The sequence below is a fragment of the Microbacterium sp. FG3 genome, assembly GCF_057809335.1.
On the sequence record NZ_JBMDJT010000037.1, the window covers coordinates 1 to 25,547 of the forward strand.

Consider the following 25,547-nt stretch of genomic DNA (forward strand, 5'->3'; position numbering starts at 1 on the left):
GCGCCGAGACAGCGTGCAGACGCCGCTGTCTCGGCGCACAGTTGCTGTCTCGCGGGGACTGGTGGTTCCCCCCGGGCGGGTGCGGTTGCTAAAGTTGAGTGAGTCGGACTCAAGTGCGCACGGATCATCGGAGGGGACATGGCGGATCAGCCGCAGCAGGAGGAGCAGACCGCTCTCGCGCAGTTCGGGATCAACCTCACCGAGCGCGCGCGGGCCGGCAAGCTCGACCCGGTCATCGGGCGCGACGCCGAGATCCGCCGCGTCAGCCAGGTGCTCACCCGGCGCACGAAGAACAACCCCGTGCTCATCGGCGAGCCCGGCGTCGGCAAGACCGCCGTCGTCGAGGGCCTCGCGCAGCGGATCGTCGCGGGCGACGTGGCCGAGAGCCTGAAGGGTCGCGAGCTCATCGCGCTCGACATCTCGGCGCTCGTGGCGGGCGCGATGTACCGCGGCCAGTTCGAGGAGCGGCTCAAGAACGTGCTCAAGGAGATCACCGAGTCGGAGGGCCGCGTGATCACCTTCATCGACGAGCTCCACGTGCTCATGGGTGCGGGCGGCGGCGAGGGATCCGTCGCCGCGGCGAACATGCTCAAGCCGATGCTCGCCCGCGGCGAGCTGCGCATGATCGGCGCCACCACGCTCAACGAGTACCGCGAGTTCATCGAGAAGGACGCGGCGCTCGAGCGCCGCTTCCAGCAGGTGTACGTCGGCGAGCCGAGCGTGGAGGACACCATCGCGATCCTGCGCGGGCTCAAGGAGCGCTACGAGGCGCACCACAAGGTCGCGATCGCGGACGGCGCCCTTGTCGCCGCCGCGTCGCTCAGCCATCGCTACCTGCCCAGCCGCCAGCTGCCCGACAAGGCGATCGATCTCATCGACGAGGCCGCCAGCCGGCTGCGCATGGAGATCGACTCCGCGCCCCTCGAGATCGACGAGCTGCGCCGGCACGTCGACCGCCTCAAGCTCGAGGAGCTTGCGCTCAAGAAGGAGAAGGACCCGGCCTCGCAGGAGCGGCTCGCGGCCCTGCGCGAGACCCTGGCCGAGAACGAGGCGCGCCTGGGCGAGCTGCAGGAGCGGTGGGAGGCGGAGCGCGCCTCGCTCAACAAGGTCGGCGACCTCAAGACGCGCCTCGACGCCGCGCGCGGCGAGGCCGAGCGCGCGCAGCGCGAGGGCGACCTCGAGCGGGCCTCGCGGCTGCTGTACGGCGAGATCCCGTCGCTCGAGCGCGAGCTGGCCGAGGCCGAGCGCGTGGAGCAGTCGGACGAGCGCATGGTGGGCGACCATGTGACCGAGGAGGACATCGCAAGCGTCATCGCGGCCTGGACCGGCATCCCCGTCGGCCGGCTGATGCGCGGCGAGACCGAGAAGCTGCTGCACCTGGAGTCCGAGCTCGGGCGACGTCTCATCGGCCAGGAGGACGCGGTGCGCGCCGTGGCCGACGCCGTGCGCCGCTCGCGGGCCGGCATCAGCGATCCGAACCGGCCGACGGGATCGTTCCTCTTCCTCGGCCCGACGGGCGTGGGCAAGACCGAGCTCGCCAAGGCGCTCGCGGCGTTCCTCTTCGACGACGAGCAGGCGATGGTGCGCATCGACATGTCGGAGTACGGCGAGAAGCACTCCGTCAGCCGCCTCGTGGGCGCCCCTCCGGGATACGTCGGCTACGACCAGGGCGGCCAGCTCACCGAGGCCGTGCGCCGGCGCCCCTACAGCGTCGTGCTGCTCGACGAGGTCGAGAAGGCGCACCCCGAGGTGTTCGACGTGCTGCTGCAGGTGATGGACGACGGTCGCCTCACCGACGGCCAGGGCCGCACGGTCGACTTCAAGAACGTCATCCTCATCCTCACGTCGAACCTCGGCTCCCCCGTGCTGATCGATCCGACGCTCTCGCCCGAGTCCAAGCGCGAGCAGGTGATGCAGCTCGTGCACGCGGCGTTCAAGCCGGAGTTCATCAACCGCCTCGACGACATCGTGATGTTCCACGCGCTGGGGCAGGACGACCTCGCGCAGATCGTGGAGCTGCAGGTGGACCTGCTGCAGCGGCGCCTGTCGGATCGGCGCCTCACGCTCGCCGTCACGCCCGACGCCCGGGCCTGGCTGGCCGAGCGCGGCTACGACCCCGTGTTCGGCGCGCGCCCCCTGCGCCGGCTGATCCAGACCGAGATCCAGGATCGCCTGGCCCGCGCGATCCTGTCGGGCGGCGTGCACGACGGCGACGCCGTGCGCGTGGACGTGGCCGCGACCGGCGACGAGCTCGCGCTCACGAGCCAGGGCCCGACCGAGGCCTGATCTCCCCCGCCGAACCCGCCCTCCTTGCGCGAACCCGCCCCCGATCCGGCGCGGGTTCGCGGATCGGGGGCGGGTTCGGCGGCGTGCGCTCGGTCAGCTGCGGAGGGCCTCCGCGAGCTTGACGCGGCCGCCCATGCGCAGCAGCGAGTTCTCGTAGATGCGGGCGCCCAGCAGCACGATCGCGACGCACGTGGCGGCCATGATCCCGAGTGCGAGGATCGGCTCCCACCAGGCCGCCTCGTCGAAGTACAGGCGGATCGGCATCGCGATGGCCGCCGAGAACGGCACGTACGACATGACGGTCATGATCAGCGGATTGTCGCCGAGGAACATCGGCAGGTACGACGGGATCATCACGAGCATCATGATGGGCGTGACGGTCGGGCTGATGTCCTCCTGGCGCGAGACCATGGCGCCCGCGGCGGCGAACATCGCCGACAGGATCGGGAAGCCGAACAGGAAGAACACGGCGAACCAGGCCATGGGGGCGCCGAAGTCGTTCAGCACGTCCGACTGACCGGTCACGGCCAGCGTGATGGTCGCCGCCGCGATGATGAGCAGGATCTGGCCCATCGAGAGCACGAGGTTGCCGAGCACCTTGCCGGCGAGCAGCACGCGGGCGGGGACCGTCGAGATGAGGATCTCGATGACGCGCGTCTGCTTCTCCTCCACGACGGCGGTGGAGATCGGCATCGCGAAGCTGAGCGCCGCGCCCATGAACACGAGGCCGAAGATCATCCCGAGGATGTAGCGCAGGAAGAACGGCACGTCCGAGTCGTCGAGCAGCGTGACCTCGGGCGCGACGGACAGCAGCGAGACGACGTCCGAGGGCGCCTCGGTCAGCGCCACCACCTCCATGCCGGTGGCCGAGTCCGGGCTCGCCGCGATGAGGGCGTCCACCTCGCCGTCGCGGACGAGCTGCTCGCCCTCCGCCCGGTCGGCCACCTCCGTGACCTCGAGGGCGTCGGTGTCGGGCAGGGTGGCGGCGACGTCCGCCGTGGCGGCCACGGGAGTGCCGCCGGACGTCGCGTTCACGATGCCCATCACGACGATGCCGCCGACGACGATGAGCAGCAGGATGAGCGTCGAGATGACGAACGACTTGCTGCGCAGGCGTCCCATGATGTCGCGCTCGGCGACGAGCCACGTGGACTGGGCGGGCGCGAGGGGCCGGGGTGCGGTGCTCACTGGATGACCTCCTTGAAGATCTGGGCGAGGGAGGGGCGCTGGGGGGTGAAGCTCGCCACGTCGCCGCGGGCGACGGCCTGCTGCAGCACGCGCTGGGCGGCGGTGGCGTCGGCGGCCTCGAACAGCGCGTAGCCGCCGTCGAAGTCGAGCACCTCGATGCCCGCCTCGTCGCGGATCCAGCCCGCGTCGCCGGACGAGACGAGCTCGTAGCGGCGGGTCGAGTGCTGCTCGCGCAGCGCCTCGCGCGAGCCGGAGGCGCGGACCGACCCGGCGGCGATGATGACGAGGTCGTCGCACAGGCGCTCGACGACGTCGAGCTGGTGCGACGAGAACAGCACCGCCGCGCCGCCGGCCGCGCGCTCCTGGAGCACGCCGGCGACGACGTCGACGGCCAGCGGGTCGAGGCCCGAGAACGGCTCGTCGAGGATGAGCACCTCGGGGTCGTGCACGAGGGCCGCGGCGATCTGCGCGCGCTGCTGGTTGCCCAGCGACAGCGCCTCGACGTTGTCGTTCAGGCGCTCCCCCAGGCCCAGCTGCTCCAGGATGTCCTGCGCCCGGCGGGTGGACTCCGCGCGGCCGTAGCCGTGCAGGCGGGCGAGGTAGGCGATCTGCTCGAGCACCTTCATCTTCGGGTACAGGCCCCGCTCCTCCGGCATGTAGCCGAAGCGGCGGCGGTCGTCGGCGGTCAGCTCGACGCCGTCGAACGTGACGCTGCCGGCGTCGCGGGCGAGCAGGCCGAGGACGATCCGCATCGTCGTCGTCTTGCCGGCGCCGTTCCCGCCCACGAAGCCGGTGAGGCGGCCGGGCGCGACGTCGAACGTCACGCCGTCGAGCGCCCTCCGCTCCCCGTAGCTCTTGGTGATCCCCTGCAGTCGCAGCATGGTCATCCTTTCTCGGTGATGGATCCAGGCTAGGAACGGGCCGGTGCGCGGCACATCCGCCGCGTGGGGGATTCCGGCCGCTCCCCCGCGGCCGCGCTCCCCCGGGCGGGGGAATAGATCCGAGCGACGAGAACTTGCACCTGAATGGATCGGCCGACCGGCCGAAGACCCCCTCCCGAGTACAGGAGCAATCAATCGTGACCAAGATCGGCTACATCGTCGGCAGCATCAGCAGCACCTCGATCAACCGCACGCTGGCCGAGGCCGTCGTGAGGCTCGCGCCGGAGGGCGTGGAGTTCGTCGAGATCCCGATCAGGGATCTGCCCTTCTACTCGCCCGACTACGACGCCGACTTCCCCCAGGTGGGCAAGGACTTCAAGGCCGCGATCGAGGCCGTCGACGGCGTGCTCATCGTCACGCCCGAGTACAACCGCTCCATCCCCGGCGTGCTGAAGAACGCCATCGAGTGGTCGGCCCGCCCGTACGGCCAGATGTCGCTCAGCCGCAAGCCGGTGGCCGTGCTCGGTGGCTCGCAGGGCGGCATCGCCACCGCCGCCGCGCAGCAGCACCTGAAGGCCGTGCTCTCGCACGTCGACGCCATCGTGATGGGCCAGCCCGAGGGCTTCATCCAGCTCACCCCCGGCCTGATCGACGAGAACCGCGAGGTGACGAACGAGGGCACCAAGGCGTTCCTGCAGGGCTACCTCGACACGTTCCTGGGCCTCGTCGCCCGCGTGCGGAAGGCCAACGCCTGACACGCACCCACCCGGAAGCGCCCCGCGGCCCAGCACCGACCTCGGTGGGGCCCGGGGCGCTTCCGCGTGCGGGCTTCCGTGTGCGGCTCAGGCGAGGCCGTGGCGGTGGGCGTAGACGACCGCGGCGACGCGGTCGCGCACGCCGAGCTTGAGCAGGATGTTCGACACGTGCGTCTTCACGGTCGCCTCGCCGATGTAGAGCCGCGCCGCGATCTCGGCGTTGCTGAGGGCCTGCGCCAGCAGCCGCAGCACCTCGGCCTCGCGGTCGGTGAGGTCGACGGCGGTGGGGTCGACGCCCGGCGGGGCGGTCGCCGGGGCCGTGGACGGCGCGGTCGTAGACGGCGCGGGCGCCGCGGTCGCGAACCGCTCGATCACGCGGCGCGTGACCTCGGGCGCCAGCAGCGCGTCGCCGGCGGCGACCACGCGCACGGCGCTCACGAGCTCCTCGGGCCCCGCGTTCTTCAGGAGGAACCCGCTGGCCCCGGCGTCGAGCGCCGCGAAGAGGTAGTCGTCGCGGTCGAACGTGGTCACGATGAGCACGCGCGGCGGCGGAGCGTCGGCGGCCGACGCCTCGGCGAGGATGAGGCGCGTCGCCTCGATGCCGTCCAGGTCGGGCATCTGCACGTCCATCAGGATGACGTCGGGCCGCATGCTGCCCACGGCATCCACCGCCTCGCGTCCGGTCGCGGCCTCGCCCGCGACCTCGACGCCGGAGGCCGCGAGGATCGTGCGGAAGCCCATCCGCATGGCGGCGTGATCGTCGACGATCAGCGCGCGCGTCACGCGGCGCTCCCCTGCTCGCCGCGCGTGACCGGCACGCGCACGCGGACGAGGTACCCCGTGCGCTCGAGGCCGCCGGCGGCGTGACGGGGGCCCAACTGCAGCGTGCCGCCGCAGGCCGTGGCGCGCTCGCGCATGCCGAGCTGCCCGATCCCCGGGCGCGCGCCCGAGCGCACCCATCCCGTGTTCGCGATCTCCAGCTCGACGGCGTCGGGCTCGTAGCGCAGCCGCACGTCGGCGGTGACGTCGGGACCGCCGTGACGACGCGCATTCGTGAGGGCCTCCTGCGCGATGCGGTACAGGTTCACGTGCACGAGATCCGAGACCTCGACCGGCTCGCCGACCACGGTGAACCGCGTGGGCGTGCCCGCCGCCGTCATGGCGCGGGCCAGCTCCTCCAGGCCGGAGAGCCGCAGGGCCGAGGGCGCCTCGCGCGCCTCGTCCTCGGGGCTGCGGAGCGTGTCGAGCAGGTGGTGCAGCTCATCGATCGCCGAACGCGCCGAGTCCTCGATGCCGCGCAGCATTCCCTCCGCGGCATGCGGATCCGTCTCGAGCACCGTGCGCGCCGCCCCGGCCTGCACGCCCATGACCGACACGTGGTGGCCGACGACGTCGTGCAGCTCGCGCGCGATCCGCACGCGGTCCAGCGCCACCGCCTGCGCGGCCGAGAGCTCGCGTTCCTCCTCGAGCCGGGCGGCCAGCGCGCTGAGCGCCTGCCGGTCGAGGGCCGCGCGGTACGCGTGGTCGCCCAGGAACCAGGCGCCGCCGAAGTACGCCGCGTTGATGAGCCACTGGATGAGCATGAAGGCGACGAGCGGCGAGAAGGCGCCCGCGTACAGGTCCGGATCGTCCGAGGCCTCGCCCGTGACGGCGAGGAAGGTGGTCACGAGCATCCACACGAACATCGCGATGACGATCCCCGTGCGCGCCCAGAACGCGCGGCGACGGTCGTTCAGCCACGCGCCGATCGTGTAGATCGCGATGAACATGGCCACATTGCTCGCGAACGCCTCGGGCACATAGGCGGTCACGCCCACGAAGTAGGCCGCGCAGATGACCACGGCGACGGCAACGGGGTACCGCCGGCGCAGCGCGAGCCGCAGCGTCGTGCCGATGGCGAGCGGGATCGTCCACACGACGTCGGCGGTCCGCTCGCCGTAGAACTGCGAGATGGACGAGAGCGCCCCGCTCACGATCGCGGCGACGAACATCGTCCCCGCGAGCACGAGGTCCATGCGCAGCTGCTGCCGCGTCGGTCCGGTCCTGCGCGCCGAGTCGGCCGGCGCCGCGGGGGCGCCGACGGGCGCGTCCTGTACTGCCGTCATCCCTTCACCGTACGGGGCCGCTCGGCCGGGATCCTCCCCCGCGCGACGGATCCGCGGGCCGAAGCACCGGGCGGGCTCAGCCGAAGATCATCGGGACGTCGGCGTCGTCCTCGTCCGCGGGGAAGTCGAGATCGACGACGACGGGCACGTGGTCGCTCGGCTGCACGCCCTTGCGCTCCTCGCGGTGGATGGCGGCGCCGGCCGCCGCGTCGGCGAGGGCGCGCGAGCCGAGGATGAAGTCGATGCGCAGGCCCTGGTTGCGGGGGAACTTCAGCTGCTTGTAGTCCCAGTACGTGAAGCCCTCGGGCACGAACGGCCGCACGACATCGCGCAGGCCTGCGTCCTCCAGCGCGCGGAACGCCTCGCGCTCGGCGGGCGAGACGTGGGTGGAGGCGCCCTCGACGACCGCGGGGTCGCCGTTGTCGGCGTCGGTCGGGGCGATGTTGAAGTCGCCCACGAGCGCGAGCGGCAGATCTGGATCGGCGGCGAGGGCACCCGCCGTGTACTGCCGCAGCGCCTCGAGCCAGCGCAGCTTGTACGCGTAGTGCGGGTCGGCGAGCGTGCGGCCGTTGGGCACGTAGAGGCTCCACACCCGCACGCCGTTCACGGTCGCGCCGATCGCGCGCGCCTCCTGCGGGGCGTCGTCGCCGTCGTGCCCCTTCAGGAAGCCGGGCATGCCGTCGAAGGCATACTCCACGTCCTCGATCGGCTCGCGGCTGGCGATCGCGACGCCGTTCCACTGGTTCAGACCGTGCGCCTCGACGTGATACCCGGCGGCCTCGAACGCCTCGTACGGGAACTGCTCGGGCTTGCACTTGATCTCCTGCATCGCCAGCACGTCGACGTGCTCGCGATCCGCGAAGCCCACGATGCGATCCACGCGGGCGCGGATCGAGTTCACATTCCAGGTGGCCAGGCGCATGGCTCCCAGCCTAATCGGCGTCCCCGACGCCGCATCGCGCCGCCCGCGGCGCGGCCGGCCCGCGCGCTCCCTAGACTGGGGCGCATGGCCGCACCCGCATCCACGCCCGAGCTCGAAGCCGACCGTCAGCAGCTCATCGAGCTCATCAAGGCGGAGGCGGTGTTCCACGGCGACTTCACGCTCTCGAGCGGCAAGAAGGCCACGTACTACGTGGACATGCGCAAGCTCACGCTCGACCACCGCGCCGCCCCGGCGATCGGCCGCATCATGCGCGACCTCATCGCCGACATCGACGGCGTCGTGGCGGTCGGCGGCCTCACGCTCGGCGCCGACCCGATCGCGAACGCCGTGATGCATGCCTCGGCCGGCACGGATCGGCCGCTCGACGCGTTCGTCGTGCGCAAGGAGCCGAAGGACCACGGCCGCGGCCGCCAGATCGAGGGCGCGGAAGTCGAGGGCAGGCGCGTCGTCGTGCTCGAGGACACCTCCACCACGGGGCAGTCCGCCCTGAAGGCCGTCGAGGCGCTGCGCCGCGCGGGCGCGGAGGTGCTCGCGGTCGCCGTGATCGTCGACCGCAAGACCGGCGCGCAGGCGGCCGTCGAGGCCGAGGGCCTGGAGTGGCGCGCCGCGATCGACCTCGACGACCTGGGACTCGAGCCGCAGTGAGCGCCGTCGCCCTGGGCGTGGACCTCGGCGGGACCAAGGTCGAGGCGGCGCTCGTCGCCGCCGACGGCAGCGTCCTGCCCGGCACGCGCCATCGCAGGGCGACGGGCCGCGACATCACCTCGCACGGGCTGCGCGAGGCCGTCTCGGCCGTCGTCGGCCAGGCGCTCGCCCACCTCCCCGTCGACGCGGACTTCGCCGGCGCCGGCATCGGATCGGCCGGACCCATCGACCTGCACGCCGGCACGATCGCGCCGGTGAACATGCCGGGCGCGCACGGCTTCGCGATCGTCGACGCGGTGCGCGACGCCGTGATCGGGGCGACCGGTCTGCCCGACGCCGAGGTGCGCCTGCGGCACGACGGCGGCTGTCTCGCGCTCGCGGAATCGTGGATCGGCGCGGCGGCCGGATCGCGCGCCTCGCTGTCGATCGTCGTCTCGACGGGCGTGGGCGGCGGGATCGTCGTCGAGGGGCGCCCGGTCGGCGGGGCGAGCGGCAACGCGGGGCACCTGGGCCAGACGCACGTCGACGGGGCGACGACCGAGGAGAGCGCATCGGGGCCGCACACCGTCCGCTGGGCGCGTGAGCAGGGCTGGACGGGCGAGACCGGCGAGGACCTCGCGCGATCCGCCGCCGCCGGCGACGCGGTCGCGCGCGGGGCGATCGAGCGATCGGCGCGCGCCGTGGGCCGCGCGCTCGCGGATGCGACGACGCTGCTCGACCTCGAGGTCATCGCCATCAGCGGGGGTTTCTCGCGCGTCTCGGCCGACTACGTCGACCTCGTCGCGGCGGCGCTGCGCGAGGCGGCCGCGCTCCCCTACGCCCGCGCGACGCGCGTGGTCCGCAGCGCGCTCGGCGACGAGGGCCCGCTCGTCGGCGCCGCCGCCCTCGTGCTGCGCTGAGCGCCGGCGCCCCCGGTCGCCGACAATCCACCTGCGCGCCGACAATCCCGTTGCGCACGGATTCCCGGCGCGTGGATGGATTCTCGCGGATCGCGGCTACTTGTCGCGGTTGCGCCACCACTGCATCACGAACACCACCAGCGTGCCGCCGATGCACAGCACGGCGACGGCGAACAGCAGATCGCGCGCGTCCATGATCCCCCTCCGGTCGGGGCCGGTCAGACCCCGGCGTCCAGCTCCGCGCCGCCGTCGCCCTCGATCGAGGGATCGAGCAGATCGGCGACCGAGTCGACGATCTCGTCGGGCCGGAACGGGTAGCGCTCGATCGATGACGGCGTGCTGATGCCCGTGAGCACGAGCACCGTGTGCAGGCCGGCCTCGATCCCCGCGACGATGTCGGTGTCCATGCGGTCGCCGATCATGCCCGTGTTCTCGCTGTGCGCGCCGATGCGATTGAGCGCCGAGCGGAACATCATCGGGTTCGGCTTGCCCACGATGTACGGCTGCTTGCCGGTGGCCGCCGTGATGAGCGCGTTGATGGCGCCGGTGGCGGGCAGCACGCCCTGCGCGCTCGGGCCCGTCGCATCGGGGTTGGTGGAGATGAACCGCGCTCCCCCGTTGATGAGCCGCACGGCCTTCGTGAGCGCCTCGAACGAGTAGTTGCGGGTCTCCCCCACCACCACGTAGTCGGGATCGGACTCCGTCATGATGAACCCGGCCTCGTGCATGGCCGTGAGGATGCCCGCCTCGCCGATGACGAACGCCGTGCCGCCGGGGCTCTGCGACTTGAGGAACGCCGCCGTCGCGAGCGCGCTCGTCCAGATGTTCTGCTCGGGCACCTCGATGCCCGAGTTGCGCAGCCGCGCCGAGAGATCGCGGGGCGTGAAGATCGAGTTGTTCGTGAGCACGAGGAACGGCGTGCCCGTCTCGCGCCACTGCGTCAGCAGCTCCCGGGCGCCGGGGACGGGCTGGTCCTCGTGCACGAGGACGCCGTCCATGTCGGTCAGCCAGCACTCGATTCCGTCGCGTCGCGCCATGCCGCCAGCCTATTCCGCGCGGCCGCCGTGCGCTCCCCGGCAGCGCGCCGTGCCGATCCGGGCACGCGCCGGGGATATGTTCGGAGGGTGATCGCCCGCGAACGCCCGTCGTGGGATCCCGCGCGCCTGCCGGACCAGTCGGGACGCACGTTCCTCATCACGGGCGGCAACAAGGGGCTCGGCTACTTCGCCGCCGAGCAGCTGGCGGGCGCCGGCGCGCACGTCATCCTGAGCGGGCGCAACCCGAATCGCCTCGCCGCTGCCCACGACGCCCTCGAGGCCCGCGTGCCCGGCGCGTCGGTCGAGACGCTGCTGCTCGACGTCGCGAATCCTGGATCGATCCGCGCGGCGGCGGCCTCGGTGCGCGGCGGCCTGTTCCAGCGCGGGCGCCTCGACGGCGTGCTGCTGAACGCGGGGATCGTGCACACGCCGCGCACGCGCGAGCTGACGCGAGACGGCCGCGAGCTCGTGATCGCCACCAACGCCCTCGGGCACTTCGTGCTCGCCGCGGAGCTGCTCGTGACGCTCGCGAAGACCGCGGCCCGCGGGAGCGACGTCCGGATCGTCTGGCTCGGCAGCGTCTCCACGCGGATGGGATCGTATGACCCGACCGACATGCAGCTGGAGCGCGAGTACGCGGCGTGGCGCGCCTACGTGCAGTCGAAGGTCGTCGTGCAGGCGCTGGGGCTCGAGGCCGACGCGCGGCTGAGGGCCGCCGATGTGCCGGTGGCGAGCGTCGTGGCGCACCCCGGCTACTCGATCGGCGGGCGGACCCCCACCGTGCACGGCGTGAATCAGCCGAGCCGCTGGAAGCGCGTGCGCGACGCGCTGCAGGCGCCGATCGCGCAGAGCAAGGAGCGCGGCGCGTGGGCGCCGGTGCGCGCCCTCATCGATCCGCGCGTGCAGGGCGGGGAGTACTGGGGCCCGCGCTTCGTCACGCGCGGCGCGCCGGTGCGGCAGACGCCGTCGGCCACCTCGAGCGATCCCGAGGTCCGCCGCAGGGTGTGGGAGGAGTGCGAGCGCCTCACCCGCAGCGAGTGGCCGTTCGCGAGGGCGGCCCGCGCAGCCCGCTGAGCGCGGCCGCGCGGGCTACGCATCCCGCGGGCTACGCGTCGCGGCGGTGCATGACGGCGGCACCGCCGGCGAAGGCCGCAGCCACCCAGGCGATCGTGACCGCGAGGTCGGCCAGGTACTCGCCCGTGAGGCCGGCGGTCGTGTCGGGCAGCACCTGGATGGTCGTGCCGAGCAGGTACTCCGAGACGCGGTGCGCCCACTCCCACGGCAGCGTGGCCATGATCATCGGCAGCACGAAGAGGAAGACAAAGGTGAGCGTGATCGACCACGTCTCCGAGCGCAGCATGGCCGAGAGGCCGAGCCCGAAGACGCCGGCCAGGGCCGTGCCCAGCGCGAGCCCCAGCACGGGAAGCACGAGATCCGCGAGCACGTCGGGCGCGTTCGTGGGCATGCCGAAGGAGGCATAGATGGCGGCGCACGCGGCGAGGCAGAGGGCGAAGCCGACCGCCGCGAAGGCGAACAGCGTCGCCCCGACGACGACGGCCTTGGCGGCGAGGGTGGAGACGCGGCGGGGCGCGGCCGCCAGCTGCGTGCGCAGCGAGCCGGTGGCGTGCTCCTTGGCGTACGCGGCCGCGCCGAGCACCACGCCCACCGCGATCGCGACGATGTAGCCGTTGACGATGGCCATCGGCAGCGGCGGCACGGCCTCCATCGGCATGGGGAACTCGGCCTGATTGGTGGACAGGCCGAACATGAAGGCCATGCCCGCGGTGAGGGCGAAGGCCAGCGCGGCTCCGATCCACAGCGACACGTGCGTGCCGCGCAGGCTGGTGAGCGCGATCCACTCGGCCTTCACGAGGCCTCCGAAGGTGAGGCGGGAGGCGGTGGCCGGGGTGTGCGGCGCCTGGACGGGGGCGGCGGATGTGAGGGATGACATCGTCATATGCCTTTCGGGGAATCCAGCTCAGGCGGCGACGGCGGCGGCGTCGCTGCGGTACTCGGTGGCCTCGCCGGTGAGCGCGAGGTAGGCCTCCTCGAGGGAGGCCGAGACGGGCGTGAGCTCGTCGAGCTCGAGGCCGGCCTCGGCGGCGATGCGCGCGATGCGCCGCGGCGGCACGCCGGCGATCTCGAGGGCGCCGTCGGCTTCGGGCGAGACGGACACGCCATCCGCGCCGAGCAGCGAGGCCAGGGCGGCGGCGTCCGAGACGCGCACGCGCGTGACCTCGCGGCGTGCGGCGGCGAGGAACTCGGCGATCGGGGCGTCGGCGAGCACGCGGCCCCGGCCGAGCACGATGATGTGGTCGGCCGTCTGCGCCATCTCGCTCATGAGGTGCGACGAGATGAACACCGTGCGGCCCTCGGCCGCGCGCGCCCGCGCGAAGCCGCGCACCCAGTGCACGCCCTCGGGGTCGAGGCCGTTCACGGGCTCGTCGAAGATGAGCACCTGCGGGTCGCCCAGCATCGTCGCGGCGATCCCGAGCCGCTGGTGCATGCCCAGCGAGAATCCGCCGATCCGCCGTCGCGCCACGGACTCGATGCCCGTCAGCTCGAGCACCTCCCTCACGCGCGAGCGGGAGATGCCGTTCGTCGCGGCGAGCATGCGCAGGTGCGCCTCGGCGGTGCGGCCGGGGTGCACGGCCTTCGCGTCGAGCAGTGCGCCGGCCTGGCGCATGGGATCGGCGTGCTCCGCGAACGGACGGCCGCCCACGGTCGTGCGCCCGGACGTGGGGCGGTCGAGCCCCATGATCATGCGCATCGTGGTCGACTTGCCGGCGCCGTTCGGGCCGAGAAAGCCGGTCACCTGCCCGGGCCTGGCGACGAACGAGACGTCGTCGACCGCCGTGTGGGCGCCGAAGCGCTTCGTGAGGTTCTCTGCCGTGATCATGGGCCTCACGCTACGGGGCCGGGCGGGGCCGGTGCATCGGCGCACGGGACCATCCCGCATCGTCCCGGAGGATGATCCTCCGGCGCGCGGAGGGCGTCCCTGCTGTGGTGGCGGCGCCGGTCAGGCGCTGAGCCAGATGGCGTCCTCGGCGCCCGGGGGCACGGGGGCGCCGGCGCGCAGGGTCGAGCCGACCTCGATGCCCGCGTCCTCGATGGCGCGCAGCAGCTGCGGGTCGCGGTCGCTCACGCGCAGCACGCGCCCCTCGTGCCCGGGCGCGGCCTCGGCCAGCAGTACGAACGGTTCGCGCTGCACGCGGCCGGCCGCGTCGGGGATCGCGTCGCCGTGCGGGTCGAAGCGGGGCCGGCCCAGTCGCTCGTCGATCTTCTCGAGCAGCCGGTCGCTGATCGCGTGCTCGAGCACCTCGGCCTCGTCGTGCACCTCGTCCCACGTGTACCCGAACTCGCGCACGAGCCACGTCTCGATCAGCCGGTGCCGGCGCGTCATCTCGAGCGCGCGGCGCTCGCCCTCGGGCGTGAGGCGCACGGCGCGGTACGGCTCGTGCGCCACGAGGCCCTGCGCCGCGAGCTTCTTGACCATCTCGGTCACGCTCGACGGAGCGATCCCCAGCCGCGAAGCGAGCACCGACGGAGTGATGGGCGCGTCCTGCCACTCGGTGTGCGCGTACACCGTCTTCAGGTAGTCGTCGACAGCGGGGGAGGGCACGCCACCAGGGTACTCACGCCCCCGTGAACGTCAGCCACAGCAGCGCGCCGTTGAGCGCGATGAGGAACGCGCTGCAGACGACGCCGAGCGCGGTCGTCCACCAGCGGTTGCGGAAGGCGCCGAGCGTGCGATCCTGCGCCGTGAGCGCGACGAGCGGGATGAGGGCGAAGGGGATGCCGAACGACAGCACCACCTGGCTGAGGATGAGCGCCCGGGTGGGATCGAAGCCGACGGCGAGGATCGCGAGGGCCGGCACGAGCGTGATGAGCCGGCGGGCGAGCAGCGGGATGCGCACCCGCAGCAGCCCCGACATGATCTCGGCCCCGGCATAGGCGCCCACCGACGTCGAGGCCAGCCCGCTGGCCAGCAGCCCCACCGCGAACAGCGTCGCGATCACCGGCCCGAGGCCGCTCCACAGCGCCGCATGGGCGCCCTCGAGGCTGTCGGTGCCCGGCACGCCGGGCAGGTTCGCGGCACCCAGCAGCAGGATCGCGAGGTTCACGGTGCCGGCGATGACGAGCGCGATCGTGACGTCCAGCCTGGTGGCGCGCAGCAGGCGGGGGATGCGCACGCCGGCCTCCTCGTGCAGCGCGGATCGCCGCACGGGCGCGTGGAACCGGTCGCGCGAGAGGGCGCTGTGCGCGTAGATGGCGTGCGGCATGACCGTGGCGCCGAGGATCGACGCGGCCAGCAGCACCGACGCGGTGCCCTCGAACCGCGGCACGAGTCCCGCCGCGGTGGCGGCCGGATCGGGCGGGCCCACGAACACGCCCACCGTGAAGCCGACGGCGATGACGGCCATGAGCCCGATGATGACGAACTCGAACGGCTTCGCCCCGCGCGTGGACTGCACGGCGAGCAGGATCATCGACACGGCGCTCGTGATGACGCCGCCGATCAGCAGCGGGATGTCGAAGAGCAGCCACAGGGCCACGGCGCCGCCGATGATCTCGGCGATGTCGGTCGCCATCGCGACGAGCTCGGCCTGCAGCCAGTACGCGCGCCGCGCCCACGGCCGGCGGATGCGCTCGCCGAGGGTCTGCGACAGGCTGCGGCCGGTCACGACGCCGAGCTTGGCCGAGAGGTACTGGATGAGCCAGGCCATGGCGTTGCCGAGCACGACGACCCACACGAGCAGGTACCCGAACTGCGCGCCGGCCGACATGTTCGTGGCGACGTTGCCGGGGTCGAGGTACGCGACGCCCGCCACGAGGGCGGGCCCGAGCAGCCAGGCCGGGCGGGGTGCCGAGCGCGTCTTCGCCGTCGTCATCCCGACAGTGTGCCAGATTTTTAGGCAAACCGAAAAGAGCGACGATCCGGCGAGCGCCGTACGCTGAACCGGTGACCGACGCGACGCCCGAGCCCAGCCGCGAGTTCACGACCCACGGCGTGGGGCCGTGGCCGGGGGAGTGGCCGGAGGGCGCGCAGTACGACCCCGAGCTGCTCGCGAACGGCGACACCCGGAACGTGATCGACCGCTACCGGTACTGGACGATGGAGGCGATCGTCGCCGACCTCGACGCGCGCCGGCACCCGTTCCACGTGGCGATCGAGAACTGGCAGCACGACATGAACATCGGATCGATCGTGCGCAGCGCCAACGCGTTCCTCGCCGACACCGTGCACATCATCGGGCGCAGGCGGTGGAACCGGCGCGGAGCCATGGTGACGGATCGCTACCAGCACGTCGTGCATCATCCGGACGTCGCCGCATTCGCCGCGTGGGCGGCAGAGGAGGGCATCCCGATCATCGCCGTCGACAACGTCGGCGAGGCCGTGCCGGTGGACCGGGCCGAGCTGCCGGAGCGCTGCGTGCTGCTGTTCGGGCAGGAGGGCCCCGGCCTGTCGGACGAGGCGCTCGCCGCGGCATCCGCTCACATCGAGATCACGCAGTACGGCTCGACGCGCTCGATCAACGCGAGCGCGGCGGCGGCCATCGTCATGTACGAGTGGGCGCGGCGCTACGCCTGAGTCCGCAAGTCTGTGCGGAATCCGCTCGTGTGAGCGCCCGGACTTGACACAGACTTGCGGACATCAGGGCAGGTAGTCGAGCGGATCGAGCGGCTCCCCGGCCGCGCGGCGCTACGCCTGAGTGTCAGGCCGACTGGTGCAGCCACGCCGTGCCTCGCACGCGGCGGTGCAGGGTCCAGAAGCGCATGCCCATGAGCACCACGAAGAAGCCGGCCGCCAGCAGCGCGAGCCCCCACGATCCGGTGGGGCGCAGCCACCACAGCACGGCGAGGTACGGCAGGAACGGGACGAGGTTGATCGCGCCCGCGATCGCGAGATAGCGGGCGTCGTTGGCGCCCATGAGCACGCCGTCGAGCACGTAGACGGCGCCGGCGAGCGGCTGCATCAGGCCCATCAGCACGAGCGCGGGCACGAGCAGCGCGGCCACGTCGGCGTCGCCCGTGAACACCAGCCCGATCACGCCGGACAGCGCGGCGATCACGGCGCCGCAGAGCACGCCGAACCACGCGCCCCACGCGAGCGTGCGCGACAGCACGCCGCGCACGTGATCCTCGTCCCCCTCGCCGAGCGAGCGCCCGATGAGCGCCTGCGCCGCGATCGCGAGCGCGTCGAGCGCGAACGCCGCGGTCGACGAGATCGTGAACACGATCTGCCACCCCGCCAGCTCGTCGGTGCCGAGCGCCGTCGCGGCGCCCACCGTCACGAGCAGGCTCAGCCGCAGGCTCACCGTGCGCAGGAACATCCACCCTCCCGAGCGCGCCGAGCCGCGCACGCCCTCGCGCTGGGGGCGGATCGACGCGCTGTGGCGTGCGGCGAGCCGGCCGATCACGAGCACGTAGGCGGCGACCATGCCCCACTGCGCCGTGACGGTGCCTGCGGCCGATCCGGCGATGCCCCAGCCGAGCCCGTACATGAACAGCCAGTTCAGCAGCGCGTTCGCCGCGAAGCCGGCGGTCGCGATCCACAGCGGGATGACGGTGTTCTGCATGCCGCGCAGCAGGCCGGTGGCGGCGAACACGATGAGCATGGCCGGCAGGCCCCACATCGAGATGCCCAGGTAGGTGACGGCCTGCTCGGCCACGGCGTCGGTCGCGCCGAACAGGCCGACGAGCAGGGGTGTGGCGAAGTGGCCGGCCACGGCCAGTACCGCGCCGATCCCGAGCGCGAGCCACATGCCGTCGATGCCGACCGAGACCGCGCCCGTGCGGTCTCCGGCGCCGAAGCGCCGCGCCACGGCGGGGGTCGTCGAGTAGGCGAGGAAGATCATGAGCCCGACGATCGTCTGCAGCACGGCCGAGGCGATCCCGAGCCCGGCGAGCGGCGTGACGCCGAGGTGCCCCACCATGACGGAGTCGATGATGAGGAAGATCGGCTCGGCGATGAGCGCGCCGAGCGCGGGCACCGCCAGGCGCAGGATGTCGCGGTTCAGCGACCGTCGCGCGCCGGGTTCTGCCACCCTCCGAGCCTAGGGCGTGGCGCCGACACGGCCGCGGTCAGCCCGTGCAGCGCCCCGTCGGCACCGGCGCGGCCGCGGCGTCGACCGACGCGAGGACCGGCTCCAGCTCGGCGGTGGTCATGGCGTACCCGATGCCCGGATTGGCCTCGTCGCGCGCGAAGACGACGCCGGCCACGTCGCCCGACGGGGTGAGCAGCGGGCCGCCCGAGTTGCCCGGTCGCACCTCCACCGCGAGGGCGTAGGTGTCGCGCTCGGTGCGCGCGTCGCCGTAGATGTCCTGCATCGACACCGGTCCCACCGACATCACCGATCCCGCGCGGATCTCGAGGGGCCCTCCGTAGGGGTAGCCCAGCACGGCGGCCTCGGCGCCCACGCCCAGCGGCGCCGTGACGTCGAGGGGCGCGGCGGAGATGTCGGCGGCCACCACGGCCAGGTCGTCCACGGGATCGAAGTACACGATCCGCCCGTCCACGGCCGGCTGCTCGGGCAGCTCGACGACGACCGACTCGACGCCGGCCACCACGTGGGCGTTGGTGACGATGAGGTCGTCGGCCACGACGAAGCCCGAGCCGGTCGACCCGGTGCCGCACGCATAGGCGACGCCCGAGATGCGCGCGACGGACGACGCCGCCTGGGCGAGGGCGGGATCGTCGGTGTCGAGCTCGGGGGAGGGCAGCACGACGCCGGGATCGACGATGCCGCCGAGGGCCGGCAGGGCGTCGTCGACCACGACCGAGCGCAGGCGCGCGAGGGCCTCGGCGACCGGATCGGGGGTGAAGCGGTCGATCGTGCGCAGCGCGGTCGAGGAGGCCACGGCGGCCGAGACGACGGGGATGCCGGCCGTCGCGATGACGGACCCGGCCAGCGCGGCCGCCAGCGTGGCGGCGACCGCGCCGACGACGCCGCCGAGCAGCCGGTCGAGCACGCCGACCCTGATGCGCCGGGCGCCGCGGCGCAGCAGCGAGCCGATGGCGGTGCCGACGGCCGTGCCCACGGCCAGCAGCGCGATCACCGTCGCGAACACGGCCACGCCGCGCCATGCCGGCTCGGGTACGGCACGGCTCGCCAGCGGCGCGAGCCAGGGGGCGAGCAGCGCGCCGGCGGCGAACCCCGCCCAGGCGCCGAGCCCCGTGAACAGCCCGACGCGCAGCCCGCTGAGCAGCGCGACGACGATCACCACGATCACGACCACGTCCACCACGAGCATCCGGCGCCTCCCGCCTCTATCGTGCCCTGCCCCCGGTGCGGCGGCCGGTGAGACCGCTGGGAGGCCCGCCCGCCGCCGGGAGGCGCGACCCTACGATGGGACGCATGACTGAACCCTCCGGCATCGCCATCGACGAACTCGACCCGAACGTCCGCCCGCAGGACGACCTGTACCGGCACGTGAACGGATCGTGGATCGCGCGCACGGACATCCCGGAGGACAAGGCGCGCTGGGGCTCGTTCCACCTGCTGGCCGAGCAGGCCGAGGCGCAGGTGCGCGCGATCATCGATGAGGCGCAGGGCGCCGAGCCCGGCACCGAGACGCGCAAGATCGGCGACCTGTACGCCTCGTTCATGGACACCGACCGGATCGCGCAGCTCGGCACGGCGCCGCTCGCACCGCGCCTGGCCGAGGTCGACGCCATCGCCGACGTGCCCGCGTTCCTCGCCGCGCTCGGCCGCCTGGACCGCGCGGGCGTCGCCGCCCTCGTCGGCATGTACGTGGGGCCCGACAAGGGCGCGCCCGACCGGTACATCGCGTACCTGATGCAGGCCGGGCTCTCGCTGCCCGACGAGAGCTACTACCGCCTCGACACCTTCGAGCAGATCCGCACCGCCTTCCGCGCCCACGCCGAGCGGCTGCTCGCGCTCGGCGGCGTCGCCGACGCGGCCGAGCAGGCGGAGCGCCTCTTCACGCTCGAGACCGAGCTCGCCACGCACCACTGGGACAAGGTGCGCAGCCGCGACGCGGTGGCCACCTACAACCTGAAGTCGTGGGCCGAGGCGCAGCAGCTCGCGGGCCTCGACCTGCAGCCGTGGCTGGAGGCCGTCGCGCCCGATCCCGCCGGGCTCGCGGAGGTCGTCGTGGCGCAGCCGTCGTACCTCGAGGGGCTCGGCTCGCTGCTCGTGCCGGAGCGGCTGGACGACTGGAAGGCCTGGCTGCGCTATCGCGTCGTGCGGGCCGCGGCGCCGTACCTCACCGACGACCTCGTCGACGAGAGCTTCTCGTTCTACGGCACCACGCTCACGGGCGTGCCGGCCAACCGCGAGCGCTGGAAGCGCGGGGTCTCGCTCGTGGAGGGATCCATGGGCGAGGCCGTGGGCAAGGTGTACGTCGAGCGGCACTTCCCGCCCGCGGCGAAGGCCGCCATGGACGAGCTCGTCGCGAACCTCATCGAGGCCTATCGGCAGAGCATCACGGCGCTGGAGTGGATGAGCCCCGCCACGCGCGAGAAGGCGCTCGCCAAGCTCGACGCGTTCACGCCCAAGATCGGCTACCCCGTGAAATGGCGCGACGACGCGGCGCTCGAGATCGACGCCGCCGACCTGCTCGGCAACGTGCAGCGCGCCGCCGCCTTCGAGCACGACCGCGAGCTGGCGAAGCTGGGCGGGCCCATCGACCGCGACGAGTGGCACATGACGCCGCAGACGGTGAACGCGTACTACAACCCCACGATGAACGAGATCGTGTTCCCCGCCGCGATCCTGCAGTACCCGTTCTTCGACGCCGAGCGCGACGCCGCCGCCAACTACGGCGGGATCGGCGCCGTCATCGGCCACGAGATCGGGCACGGATTCGACGACCAGGGATCGCAGTACGACGGCACCGGCGCGCTGCGCAACTGGTGGACGGACGAGGACCGCGCCGCGTTCGAGGAGCGCACGAAGGTGCTCATCGCGCAGTACGACGAGCTCACCCCGGAGGGCCTCGACCCGCAGACGCATCGCGTCAACGGCGCGCTCACGGTCGGCGAGAACATCGGCGACCTCGGCGGGCTCGGCATCGCGCTGAAGGCGTACGAGCTCTCGCTCGCGGGAGGGGAGGCGCCCGAGATCGACGGCCTCACGGGCGTGCAGCGCGTGTTCCTGTCGTGGGCGCAGTGCTGGCAGCAGAAGGGCCGCGAGGCCGAGACGATCCGCCTGCTCACGATCGATCCGCACGCGCCGGCCGAGTTCCGCTGCAACCAGATCGTGCGCAACATCGACGCGTTCTACGACGCCTTCGGCGTGACGGAGTCGGACGCGCTGTGGCTCGCGCCTGACCGGCGTGTGACGATCTGGTGACGTCTTCTCCGCCCGCCGCGCTGAGCGCGCCGGGCGGATTAGTCTGCTAATGGATCGGCGCGTGAGGGTGCGCGCACGCGCGTGAGCGCACGGGGCCGGGGGCGATGAGCTCCCTGGGGGCCGGCCGCCGGGCAGCGCGCGGATCCTTCCCCCCACCCCGTCATCCCCGGAGGAATCGTGGCCGTCGAGCCCGATCACGACACCGCATCGCGGCGACGCGCGCGCGATGGCCGCTCCCGCGTCGTGCGCCGCGGACGCAACGGGGTCTTCGCCGGCACCATGGCCGCGCTCGACGATCTCGCCTCGTCCGGCGCGCAGGTGTCGATCCACATCACCGATCTCGATCGCGGGTCCGTCGTGCTGTCGGGCGACGACTACGTCACCCTCCCGATCGCCGGGCTCGGCGTCGTGCCGATCCTCGTCGAGGCCGCCGCGCGATTCGAGGAGGAGACCCTCGACCCGTTCGCGCTCGTCGAGCGATCCGGACTCGAGCGGGTCGGCGTGGCGGGCATCTGGCGCCACCTGGCGGTGCCCACGCTGCCGCTCGGCGACCTCGTCGTGCTGGCGGCGGCCACGGGCGATGCCTACGCCGTGAACGCGCTGCTCGAGTCGGTGGGGCTCGAGGCGGTCACGCGCCGGCTCGTGGAGCTGGGGATGCCCCGCTCGGCGGTGCTCGACCGCTTCCGCGACCAGCGCGGGCCGGACGACGCCCCGCACTTCGCGCTGGGCACCACGCGGGAGTACGCCAAGTTGCTCTCGGACCTCGTGAACGGCCGCGCCGTGAACGCGCGGGTGAGCGCGCAGGTGGCCGAGTGGCTGACGCTGGGCTACGACCTCACGCTCGTCGGCGCCGCGACCAACCTCGATCCGTTCGCGCACGACGACGACCGCCACGGGCTGCTCTTCCTCAACCGCACCGGCCGCAACAGCGCGGGCGTGCGCGCCGAGGCCGGCGTGATCGCGGGGCCGGGTGCGGGCATCGCGTACGCGCTCACCGTCTGCTTCGACGACCTCTCGCCCATGCACCGCGACCGCGCCCACCGGGTCTTCCGCACCCTCGGCTCCGAGCTCATGGAGTTCGTGCACTGAGCCCGTCGGTCGCCTCAGAAGACGATCGTGTGGTTGCCGTGGCGGATCACGCGATCCTGCGCGTGCCACAGCACCGCGCGCGAGAGCACGGCGCGCTCCACGTCGGCGCCGCGGCGCTGCAGATCGGCCGCGGTCTCGGCGTGCGTCACGCGCACGACGTCCTGCTCGATGATCGGGCCCTCGTCCAGCTGCTCCGTCACGTAGTGCGCGGTCGCGCCGATGAGCTTGACGCCGCGCTCCTTCGCCTTGCGGTACGGCTCGGCGCCGATGAACGCGGGCAGGAACGAGTGGTGGATGTTGATGACGGGCACGCCCAGCTTCTCGAGGAAGTCGTTCGAGATCACCTGCATGTAGCGGGCCAGCACGACGAAGTCGACGTTCCCGGCCAGCAGCTTCAGGATCGCCGCCTCCGACTCCGACTTGTCGGGGCCGACCTGCGAGGGCACGTGGAAGAACGGCACGCCGAACGAGCGCACGTCCTCGGCCACCTTCGTGTGGTTCGAGATCACCATGGGGATCGTCACCGGCAGGTCGCCGCGGCGGTGCCGCCACAGCAGGTCCAGCAGGCAGTGGTCGCTCTTCGACGCGAGGATCGCCATCCGCTTCGGGGTCGACATGTCGTCGATCCGCCACGACATGCCGAGCGCGCCGAGCGTGCGCTCCAGGTCGTCGCGGATCTCGGGCAGCGCGGCGACGAGCTCGGGGCGGTGGAACACGACGCGCTGGAAGAAGTCGCCGCCCTCCGGGTCGCTCGAATACTGGTCGAGCGAGGTGATGTTCCCCTTGTTGCGCGAGATGAGCGCCGCGACCTCCGCGACGATCCCGCGCTGGTCCGGCCCATGCACGATGAGGCAGGCGTGGTCGATGAGCGACTCGATGGTCTCGGGCATGCGTCTATTCTGACCGCTCCCGCCGCGGGCTCGTGGCTTCCCCGGCGGGCGCGCCCGCGCGGCCCAGGCGGATGACCCGGTCGCCGGCGCGCACGTCGGCGGGGCGGTGCGAGACGAGCACCGTGATGCGATCGGCCGAGGCGGCGCGGATGTCGTCCATCATGGCGGCGGCCGTCGGGGCGTCGAGGTGCGCCGTGGGCTCGTCGAGCAGCAGGATGCCCGCGCGGCTGAGCAGGGCACGCGCCACGGCCAGGCGCTGGCGCTCGCCGCCCGACAGCGCGGATCCCCCGGCGCCGACCCGCGTGTCGAGCCCCTCGGGCAGCGCGGCGAGCAGCGCGCCGAGGCCCGCACGCTCGAGCGCCCGGCGCATGTCGGCGTCGGAGGGCGCGTCCGCGCGATCGCGCGCGAGCAGCAGGTTGCCGCGCAGGGTCGAGTCGAACACGTACGCCTCCTGCGGGCACCACGCCACGCGACGTCGCCAGGCCGCGGCGTCGAGCCGGGGCAGCGGCACGCCGTCGGCGCGGACCTCGCCCGCGGCCGCAGGCAGCGCGCCCATGAGCACCGAGAGCAGGGTGGACTTGCCCGACCCGCTCGGGCCCCCGAGCGCGAGCCACTCGCCCGCGCGCGCCGCACCGTCGACCCCCGCGAACGCCGGGGCGGCGGCGCCGGGGTACCGCGCGGAGACGCCGTCGAGCTCGATGTGCCGCACCGGATCGGCCGGCTCGAGGTCGCCCGTGAGCGCGGGCGGGATCGGGCGCAGGACGGGGGCGAGCCGGGCGAGCGCGGCGCGCAGCGCGGGCAGGCGGTGGACGGCGCGGACGAGGCCGTCGAGCGGCTCCAGCGCCGCGAGCGAGAGCAGGGCGACGACGGCGAGGTCCTGGGCGAGCAGGCCGGGGGCGAGCACCGCGACGAGCGTGGCGAGCAGCGACGTCGCCAGCACGGCGACGGCCGTGCCGAGCCCCGCGCCCCACGTGGCCGACCGCTCCGCGCGCGCGAGGCGCTCGGCCGTGTCGTCGAGCCGGGCCAGGGCCGCGCGCACGGGGGCCTCGCCGTTGCCGCGCAGGTCGTCCGCGGCGTCGGCGAGGGCGGCGGTGCCCCGCACGACGGCGGCGCGCTCGCGCACCCCGGCGGCCCCGGCCCCGCGCGCGGCGATCACCGCGAGCGCCGAGCCGAGGCCGGCGGCGAGCAGCAGGGTCCCGGCGACGGGCAGGGCGAGCGTCGGGGCGACGACCCACGTCGTCGCCGCGATGCCGAGGATCGACAGCGCGCCGACGGCGATCGGCGCGAGCGTGCGCGGCAGCTGGTCGCGCAGCTCGTCGGCCTGCGTCACGAGGTGGTCGACGGGGGAGCCGCCCTCCAGCAGCCGCCGCGATCCGGCGCCGCGCGCCGCGATCGCCACCCACAGCCGCAGCCGGAGGGCGTCGATCACGCGGAACGCCGCGTCGTGCGTCGCGAGCCGCTCGGCGTAGCGGCCGACCGAGCGGCCGATCCCGAAGAAGCGCACGCCCACGATGGCCACGAGCAGGTACATGATGTACTGCTCCTCGCTGGCCCGCACGATGAGCCAGCCCGAGATCGCCGTGAGCGACAGGCCCATGCCCGTGGCGACGACGCCGAGCAGGATCGCCCCGATCCAGCGCCAGCGCGCGGGCCGGATGACGGAGGCGAGCAGCCGCGTGGGCGTCGCGGCGCGGACATCCGCTCGTCGAGCCGAGCGCGGAGCGCGGAGCCGAGACGGGCCGAGCGAGGAGCGCAGCGACGAGTCGAGGCCGGGCGCCTCACGTGGCGGACCCGGGTCTTCGATCCGCTGCCGCGGCGCGGGCGCGGGCGCGGGTGCGGCCTCGCTCGATCCGACCGCGACGGTGGAGGTCGCCAGGGCGAGGGTCTCGGGCTCGTGGGTGGCGAGGACGACGGTGGCGCGCGCGGCGCGGCGGCGGACGGCGGCGCGCACCCGGTCGGCGGAGGCGGCGTCGAGGTGCGCGGTCGGCTCGTCGAGCACGAGCAGGCTCGCGCCCGCGTCGACGCGCGCGAGCGCCCGGGCCACCGCGAGGCGGCGCTGCTCGCCCGGGCTCAGCTCGGCCACCGCCGCGTCGGCGACGCGCTCGAGCCCCAGCTCCGCGAGCGCGGCGAGCGGATCGGCGGCGCCGTACAGCGCGAGTTCCTCGCGGGGCGTCGCGGCGAACGAGCGCGGCGCCTGCGGCGACCACGCGACGGCCGACGGATCGGCGCCGCGGATCGCCCCGGTCACCTCGGCGTCGGCGGGCAGGGATCCGGTGAGCGCCGCGAGCAGCGTCGACTTGCCCGCCCCGCTCGGACCGGTGACGGCGACGATCCCTCGCAGCTCGGCGCCGAGCCCCTCGACGACGGGCGCCGCCCGGCCGGCGTACCGGATCGTGAGGTCGGTGATCCGGATCGGTTCGGGTGGTCGCTTGCGTTCGGCGACCGGCGGGCTGCACCGATCGGTTGCTGAACGGAGCGGCCGGAGGCCGCGGAGATGAAGCGACCACCGC

At 73.3% G+C, this 25,547-nt stretch carries 22 protein-coding genes; 8 read left to right on the forward strand and 14 right to left on the reverse strand.

Features of this window, described 5'->3' with window-relative positions; genetic code table 11:
* The first annotated feature begins 138 nt into the window (after positions 1-138).
* A complete protein-coding gene (locus ACODR5_RS11295; protein ID WP_488983685.1) occupies positions 139-2,286 on the forward strand; it encodes an ATP-dependent Clp protease ATP-binding subunit in 2,148 nt (715 codons plus the stop codon).
* A 93-nt stretch (positions 2,287-2,379) separates the two neighbouring features.
* Here the strand turns inward: ACODR5_RS11295 and ACODR5_RS11300 are convergent, their stop codons facing one another.
* Both ACODR5_RS11300 and ACODR5_RS11305 read right to left on the reverse strand, forming a co-directional pair.
* The gene (locus ACODR5_RS11300; protein ID WP_488983686.1) at positions 2,380-3,474 is read right to left on the reverse strand and encodes an ABC transporter permease; all 1,095 of its coding nucleotides are present in this window, start codon (positions 3,472-3,474) and stop codon (positions 2,380-2,382) included.
* Positions 3,471-4,355 (reverse strand): ABC transporter ATP-binding protein, encoded by an 885-nt coding sequence (locus ACODR5_RS11305; protein ID WP_488983687.1) that lies wholly within the window; start codon positions 4,353-4,355, stop codon positions 3,471-3,473. The genes ACODR5_RS11300 and ACODR5_RS11305 overlap by 4 nt, the downstream gene beginning before the upstream one ends.
* Positions 4,356-4,552: 197 nt before the next feature.
* Between ACODR5_RS11305 and ACODR5_RS11310 the strand changes: the two genes are divergently transcribed.
* Positions 4,553-5,110, forward strand: coding sequence for an NADPH-dependent FMN reductase (locus ACODR5_RS11310; RefSeq protein ID WP_488983688.1), 558 nt, complete (start codon positions 4,553-4,555; stop codon positions 5,108-5,110).
* 87 nt (positions 5,111-5,197) lie between these two features.
* Here the strand turns inward: ACODR5_RS11310 and ACODR5_RS11315 are convergent, their stop codons facing one another.
* From ACODR5_RS11315 to ACODR5_RS11325, 3 genes are all read right to left on the reverse strand, one after another.
* Positions 5,198-5,893 (reverse strand): response regulator, encoded by a 696-nt coding sequence (locus ACODR5_RS11315; RefSeq protein WP_488983689.1) that lies wholly within the window; start codon positions 5,891-5,893, stop codon positions 5,198-5,200.
* Positions 5,890-7,215 carry a sensor histidine kinase gene (locus ACODR5_RS11320; RefSeq protein ID WP_488983690.1) on the reverse strand — a complete coding sequence of 442 codons (1,326 nt, stop codon included), beginning with the start codon at positions 7,213-7,215 and terminating at the stop codon, positions 5,890-5,892. Before ACODR5_RS11320 ends, ACODR5_RS11315 begins: the two co-directional genes overlap by 4 nt.
* A 76-nt stretch (positions 7,216-7,291) precedes the next feature.
* Positions 7,292-8,137: an exodeoxyribonuclease III gene (locus ACODR5_RS11325; protein WP_488983691.1), complete on the reverse strand. Its 846-nt coding sequence runs from the start codon at positions 8,135-8,137 to the stop codon at positions 7,292-7,294.
* An 84-nt stretch (positions 8,138-8,221) separates the two neighbouring features.
* On the opposite strand from ACODR5_RS11325, the gene pyrE reads away from it, so the two are divergent.
* Positions 8,222-8,803, forward strand: coding sequence for an orotate phosphoribosyltransferase (gene pyrE / locus ACODR5_RS11330; protein WP_449852934.1), 582 nt, complete (start codon positions 8,222-8,224; stop codon positions 8,801-8,803).
* Positions 8,800-9,702 (forward strand): ROK family protein, encoded by a 903-nt coding sequence (locus ACODR5_RS11335; protein ID WP_488983692.1) that lies wholly within the window; start codon positions 8,800-8,802, stop codon positions 9,700-9,702. Before pyrE ends, ACODR5_RS11335 begins: the two co-directional genes overlap by 4 nt.
* A 218-nt stretch (positions 9,703-9,920) precedes the next feature.
* Here ACODR5_RS11335 and ACODR5_RS11340 read toward each other — a convergent pair whose 3' ends face one another.
* Positions 9,921-10,739 (reverse strand): HAD-IIA family hydrolase, encoded by an 819-nt coding sequence (locus ACODR5_RS11340; protein ID WP_449852932.1) that lies wholly within the window; start codon positions 10,737-10,739, stop codon positions 9,921-9,923.
* A gap of 87 nt (positions 10,740-10,826) precedes the next feature.
* Here ACODR5_RS11340 and ACODR5_RS11345 point away from each other — a divergent pair, with 87 nt between their 5' ends.
* Positions 10,827-11,813, forward strand: coding sequence for an SDR family NAD(P)-dependent oxidoreductase (locus tag ACODR5_RS11345; RefSeq protein WP_488983693.1), 987 nt, complete (start codon positions 10,827-10,829; stop codon positions 11,811-11,813).
* A gap of 31 nt (positions 11,814-11,844) precedes the next feature.
* On the opposite strand, the gene ACODR5_RS11350 is transcribed toward ACODR5_RS11345, so the two are convergent.
* The 4 genes from ACODR5_RS11350 to ACODR5_RS11365 all read right to left on the reverse strand — a co-directional run bounded on the left by ACODR5_RS11350 (position 11,845) and on the right by ACODR5_RS11365 (position 15,631).
* Positions 11,845-12,690, reverse strand: a complete 846-nt coding sequence (locus ACODR5_RS11350; RefSeq protein WP_488983694.1) for a hypothetical protein — start codon at positions 12,688-12,690, stop codon at positions 11,845-11,847.
* A gap of 27 nt (positions 12,691-12,717) precedes the next feature.
* Positions 12,718-13,638, reverse strand: a complete 921-nt coding sequence (locus tag ACODR5_RS11355; protein ID WP_488983695.1) for an ABC transporter ATP-binding protein — start codon at positions 13,636-13,638, stop codon at positions 12,718-12,720.
* A 120-nt stretch (positions 13,639-13,758) separates the two neighbouring features.
* A complete protein-coding gene (locus tag ACODR5_RS11360) occupies positions 13,759-14,361 on the reverse strand; it encodes a metal-dependent transcriptional regulator (protein ID WP_488983696.1) in 603 nt (200 codons plus the stop codon).
* Between the two features lie 13 nt (positions 14,362-14,374).
* A complete protein-coding gene (locus ACODR5_RS11365) occupies positions 14,375-15,631 on the reverse strand; it encodes an Nramp family divalent metal transporter (protein ID WP_488983697.1) in 1,257 nt (418 codons plus the stop codon).
* A gap of 71 nt (positions 15,632-15,702) precedes the next feature.
* Here ACODR5_RS11365 and ACODR5_RS11370 point away from each other — a divergent pair, with 71 nt between their 5' ends.
* The gene (locus ACODR5_RS11370) at positions 15,703-16,332 is read left to right on the forward strand and encodes a TrmH family RNA methyltransferase (protein WP_449852926.1); all 630 of its coding nucleotides are present in this window, start codon (positions 15,703-15,705) and stop codon (positions 16,330-16,332) included.
* A 124-nt stretch (positions 16,333-16,456) separates the two neighbouring features.
* Here ACODR5_RS11370 and ACODR5_RS11375 read toward each other — a convergent pair whose 3' ends face one another.
* Positions 16,457-17,788 (reverse strand): MATE family efflux transporter, encoded by a 1,332-nt coding sequence (locus tag ACODR5_RS11375; RefSeq protein ID WP_488983698.1) that lies wholly within the window; start codon positions 17,786-17,788, stop codon positions 16,457-16,459.
* Positions 17,789-17,825: 37 nt separating this feature from the next.
* The gene (locus tag ACODR5_RS11380) at positions 17,826-18,995 is read right to left on the reverse strand and encodes a MarP family serine protease (protein ID WP_488983699.1); all 1,170 of its coding nucleotides are present in this window, start codon (positions 18,993-18,995) and stop codon (positions 17,826-17,828) included.
* Positions 18,996-19,099: 104 nt separating this feature from the next.
* On the opposite strand from ACODR5_RS11380, the gene ACODR5_RS11385 reads away from it, so the two are divergent.
* Entirely contained in the window at positions 19,100-21,058 is a 1,959-nt protein-coding gene (locus ACODR5_RS11385) for a M13 family metallopeptidase (protein WP_488983700.1), read from the forward strand.
* Positions 21,059-21,235: 177 nt separating this feature from the next.
* The gene (locus ACODR5_RS11390) at positions 21,236-22,147 is read left to right on the forward strand and encodes a serine hydrolase (protein ID WP_488983701.1); all 912 of its coding nucleotides are present in this window, start codon (positions 21,236-21,238) and stop codon (positions 22,145-22,147) included.
* 14 nt (positions 22,148-22,161) lie between these two features.
* Here ACODR5_RS11390 and purU read toward each other — a convergent pair whose 3' ends face one another.
* Both purU and cydC read right to left on the reverse strand, forming a co-directional pair.
* Positions 22,162-23,037, reverse strand: coding sequence for a formyltetrahydrofolate deformylase (gene purU / locus ACODR5_RS11395; RefSeq protein ID WP_460816122.1), 876 nt, complete (start codon positions 23,035-23,037; stop codon positions 22,162-22,164).
* A 4-nt stretch (positions 23,038-23,041) separates the two neighbouring features.
* Positions 23,042-25,547: thiol reductant ABC exporter subunit CydC (gene cydC, locus ACODR5_RS11400; RefSeq protein ID WP_488983702.1), on the reverse strand; the 2,506-nt coding region annotated here is incomplete at its 5' end.

Bases quoted from the DNA above. Each gene is read 5' to 3' on its own strand.
- ACODR5_RS11365 (WP_488983697.1), bottom strand. From the start codon at position 15,631: ATGACGACGGCGAAGACGCGCTCGGCACCCCGCCCGGCCTGGCTGCTC.
- ACODR5_RS11350 (WP_488983694.1), bottom strand. From the start codon at position 12,690: ATGTCATCCCTCACATCCGCCGCCCCCGTCCAGGCGCCGCACACCCCG.
- ACODR5_RS11305 (WP_488983687.1), bottom strand. From the start codon at position 4,355: ATGCTGCGACTGCAGGGGATCACCAAGAGCTACGGGGAGCGGAGGGCG.
- ACODR5_RS11340 (WP_449852932.1), bottom strand. From the start codon at position 10,739: ATGGCGCGACGCGACGGAATCGAGTGCTGGCTGACCGACATGGACGGC.
- ACODR5_RS11325 (WP_488983691.1), bottom strand. From the start codon at position 8,137: ATGCGCCTGGCCACCTGGAATGTGAACTCGATCCGCGCCCGCGTGGAT.
- pyrE (WP_449852934.1), top strand. From the start codon at position 8,222: ATGGCCGCACCCGCATCCACGCCCGAGCTCGAAGCCGACCGTCAGCAG.
- ACODR5_RS11355 (WP_488983695.1), bottom strand. From the start codon at position 13,638: ATGATCACGGCAGAGAACCTCACGAAGCGCTTCGGCGCCCACACGGCG.
- ACODR5_RS11385 (WP_488983700.1), top strand. From the start codon at position 19,100: ATGACTGAACCCTCCGGCATCGCCATCGACGAACTCGACCCGAACGTC.
- ACODR5_RS11380 (WP_488983699.1), bottom strand. From the start codon at position 18,995: ATGCTCGTGGTGGACGTGGTCGTGATCGTGGTGATCGTCGTCGCGCTG.
- ACODR5_RS11295 (WP_488983685.1), top strand. From the start codon at position 139: ATGGCGGATCAGCCGCAGCAGGAGGAGCAGACCGCTCTCGCGCAGTTC.
- purU (WP_460816122.1), bottom strand. From the start codon at position 23,037: ATGCCCGAGACCATCGAGTCGCTCATCGACCACGCCTGCCTCATCGTG.
- ACODR5_RS11320 (WP_488983690.1), bottom strand. From the start codon at position 7,215: ATGACGGCAGTACAGGACGCGCCCGTCGGCGCCCCCGCGGCGCCGGCC.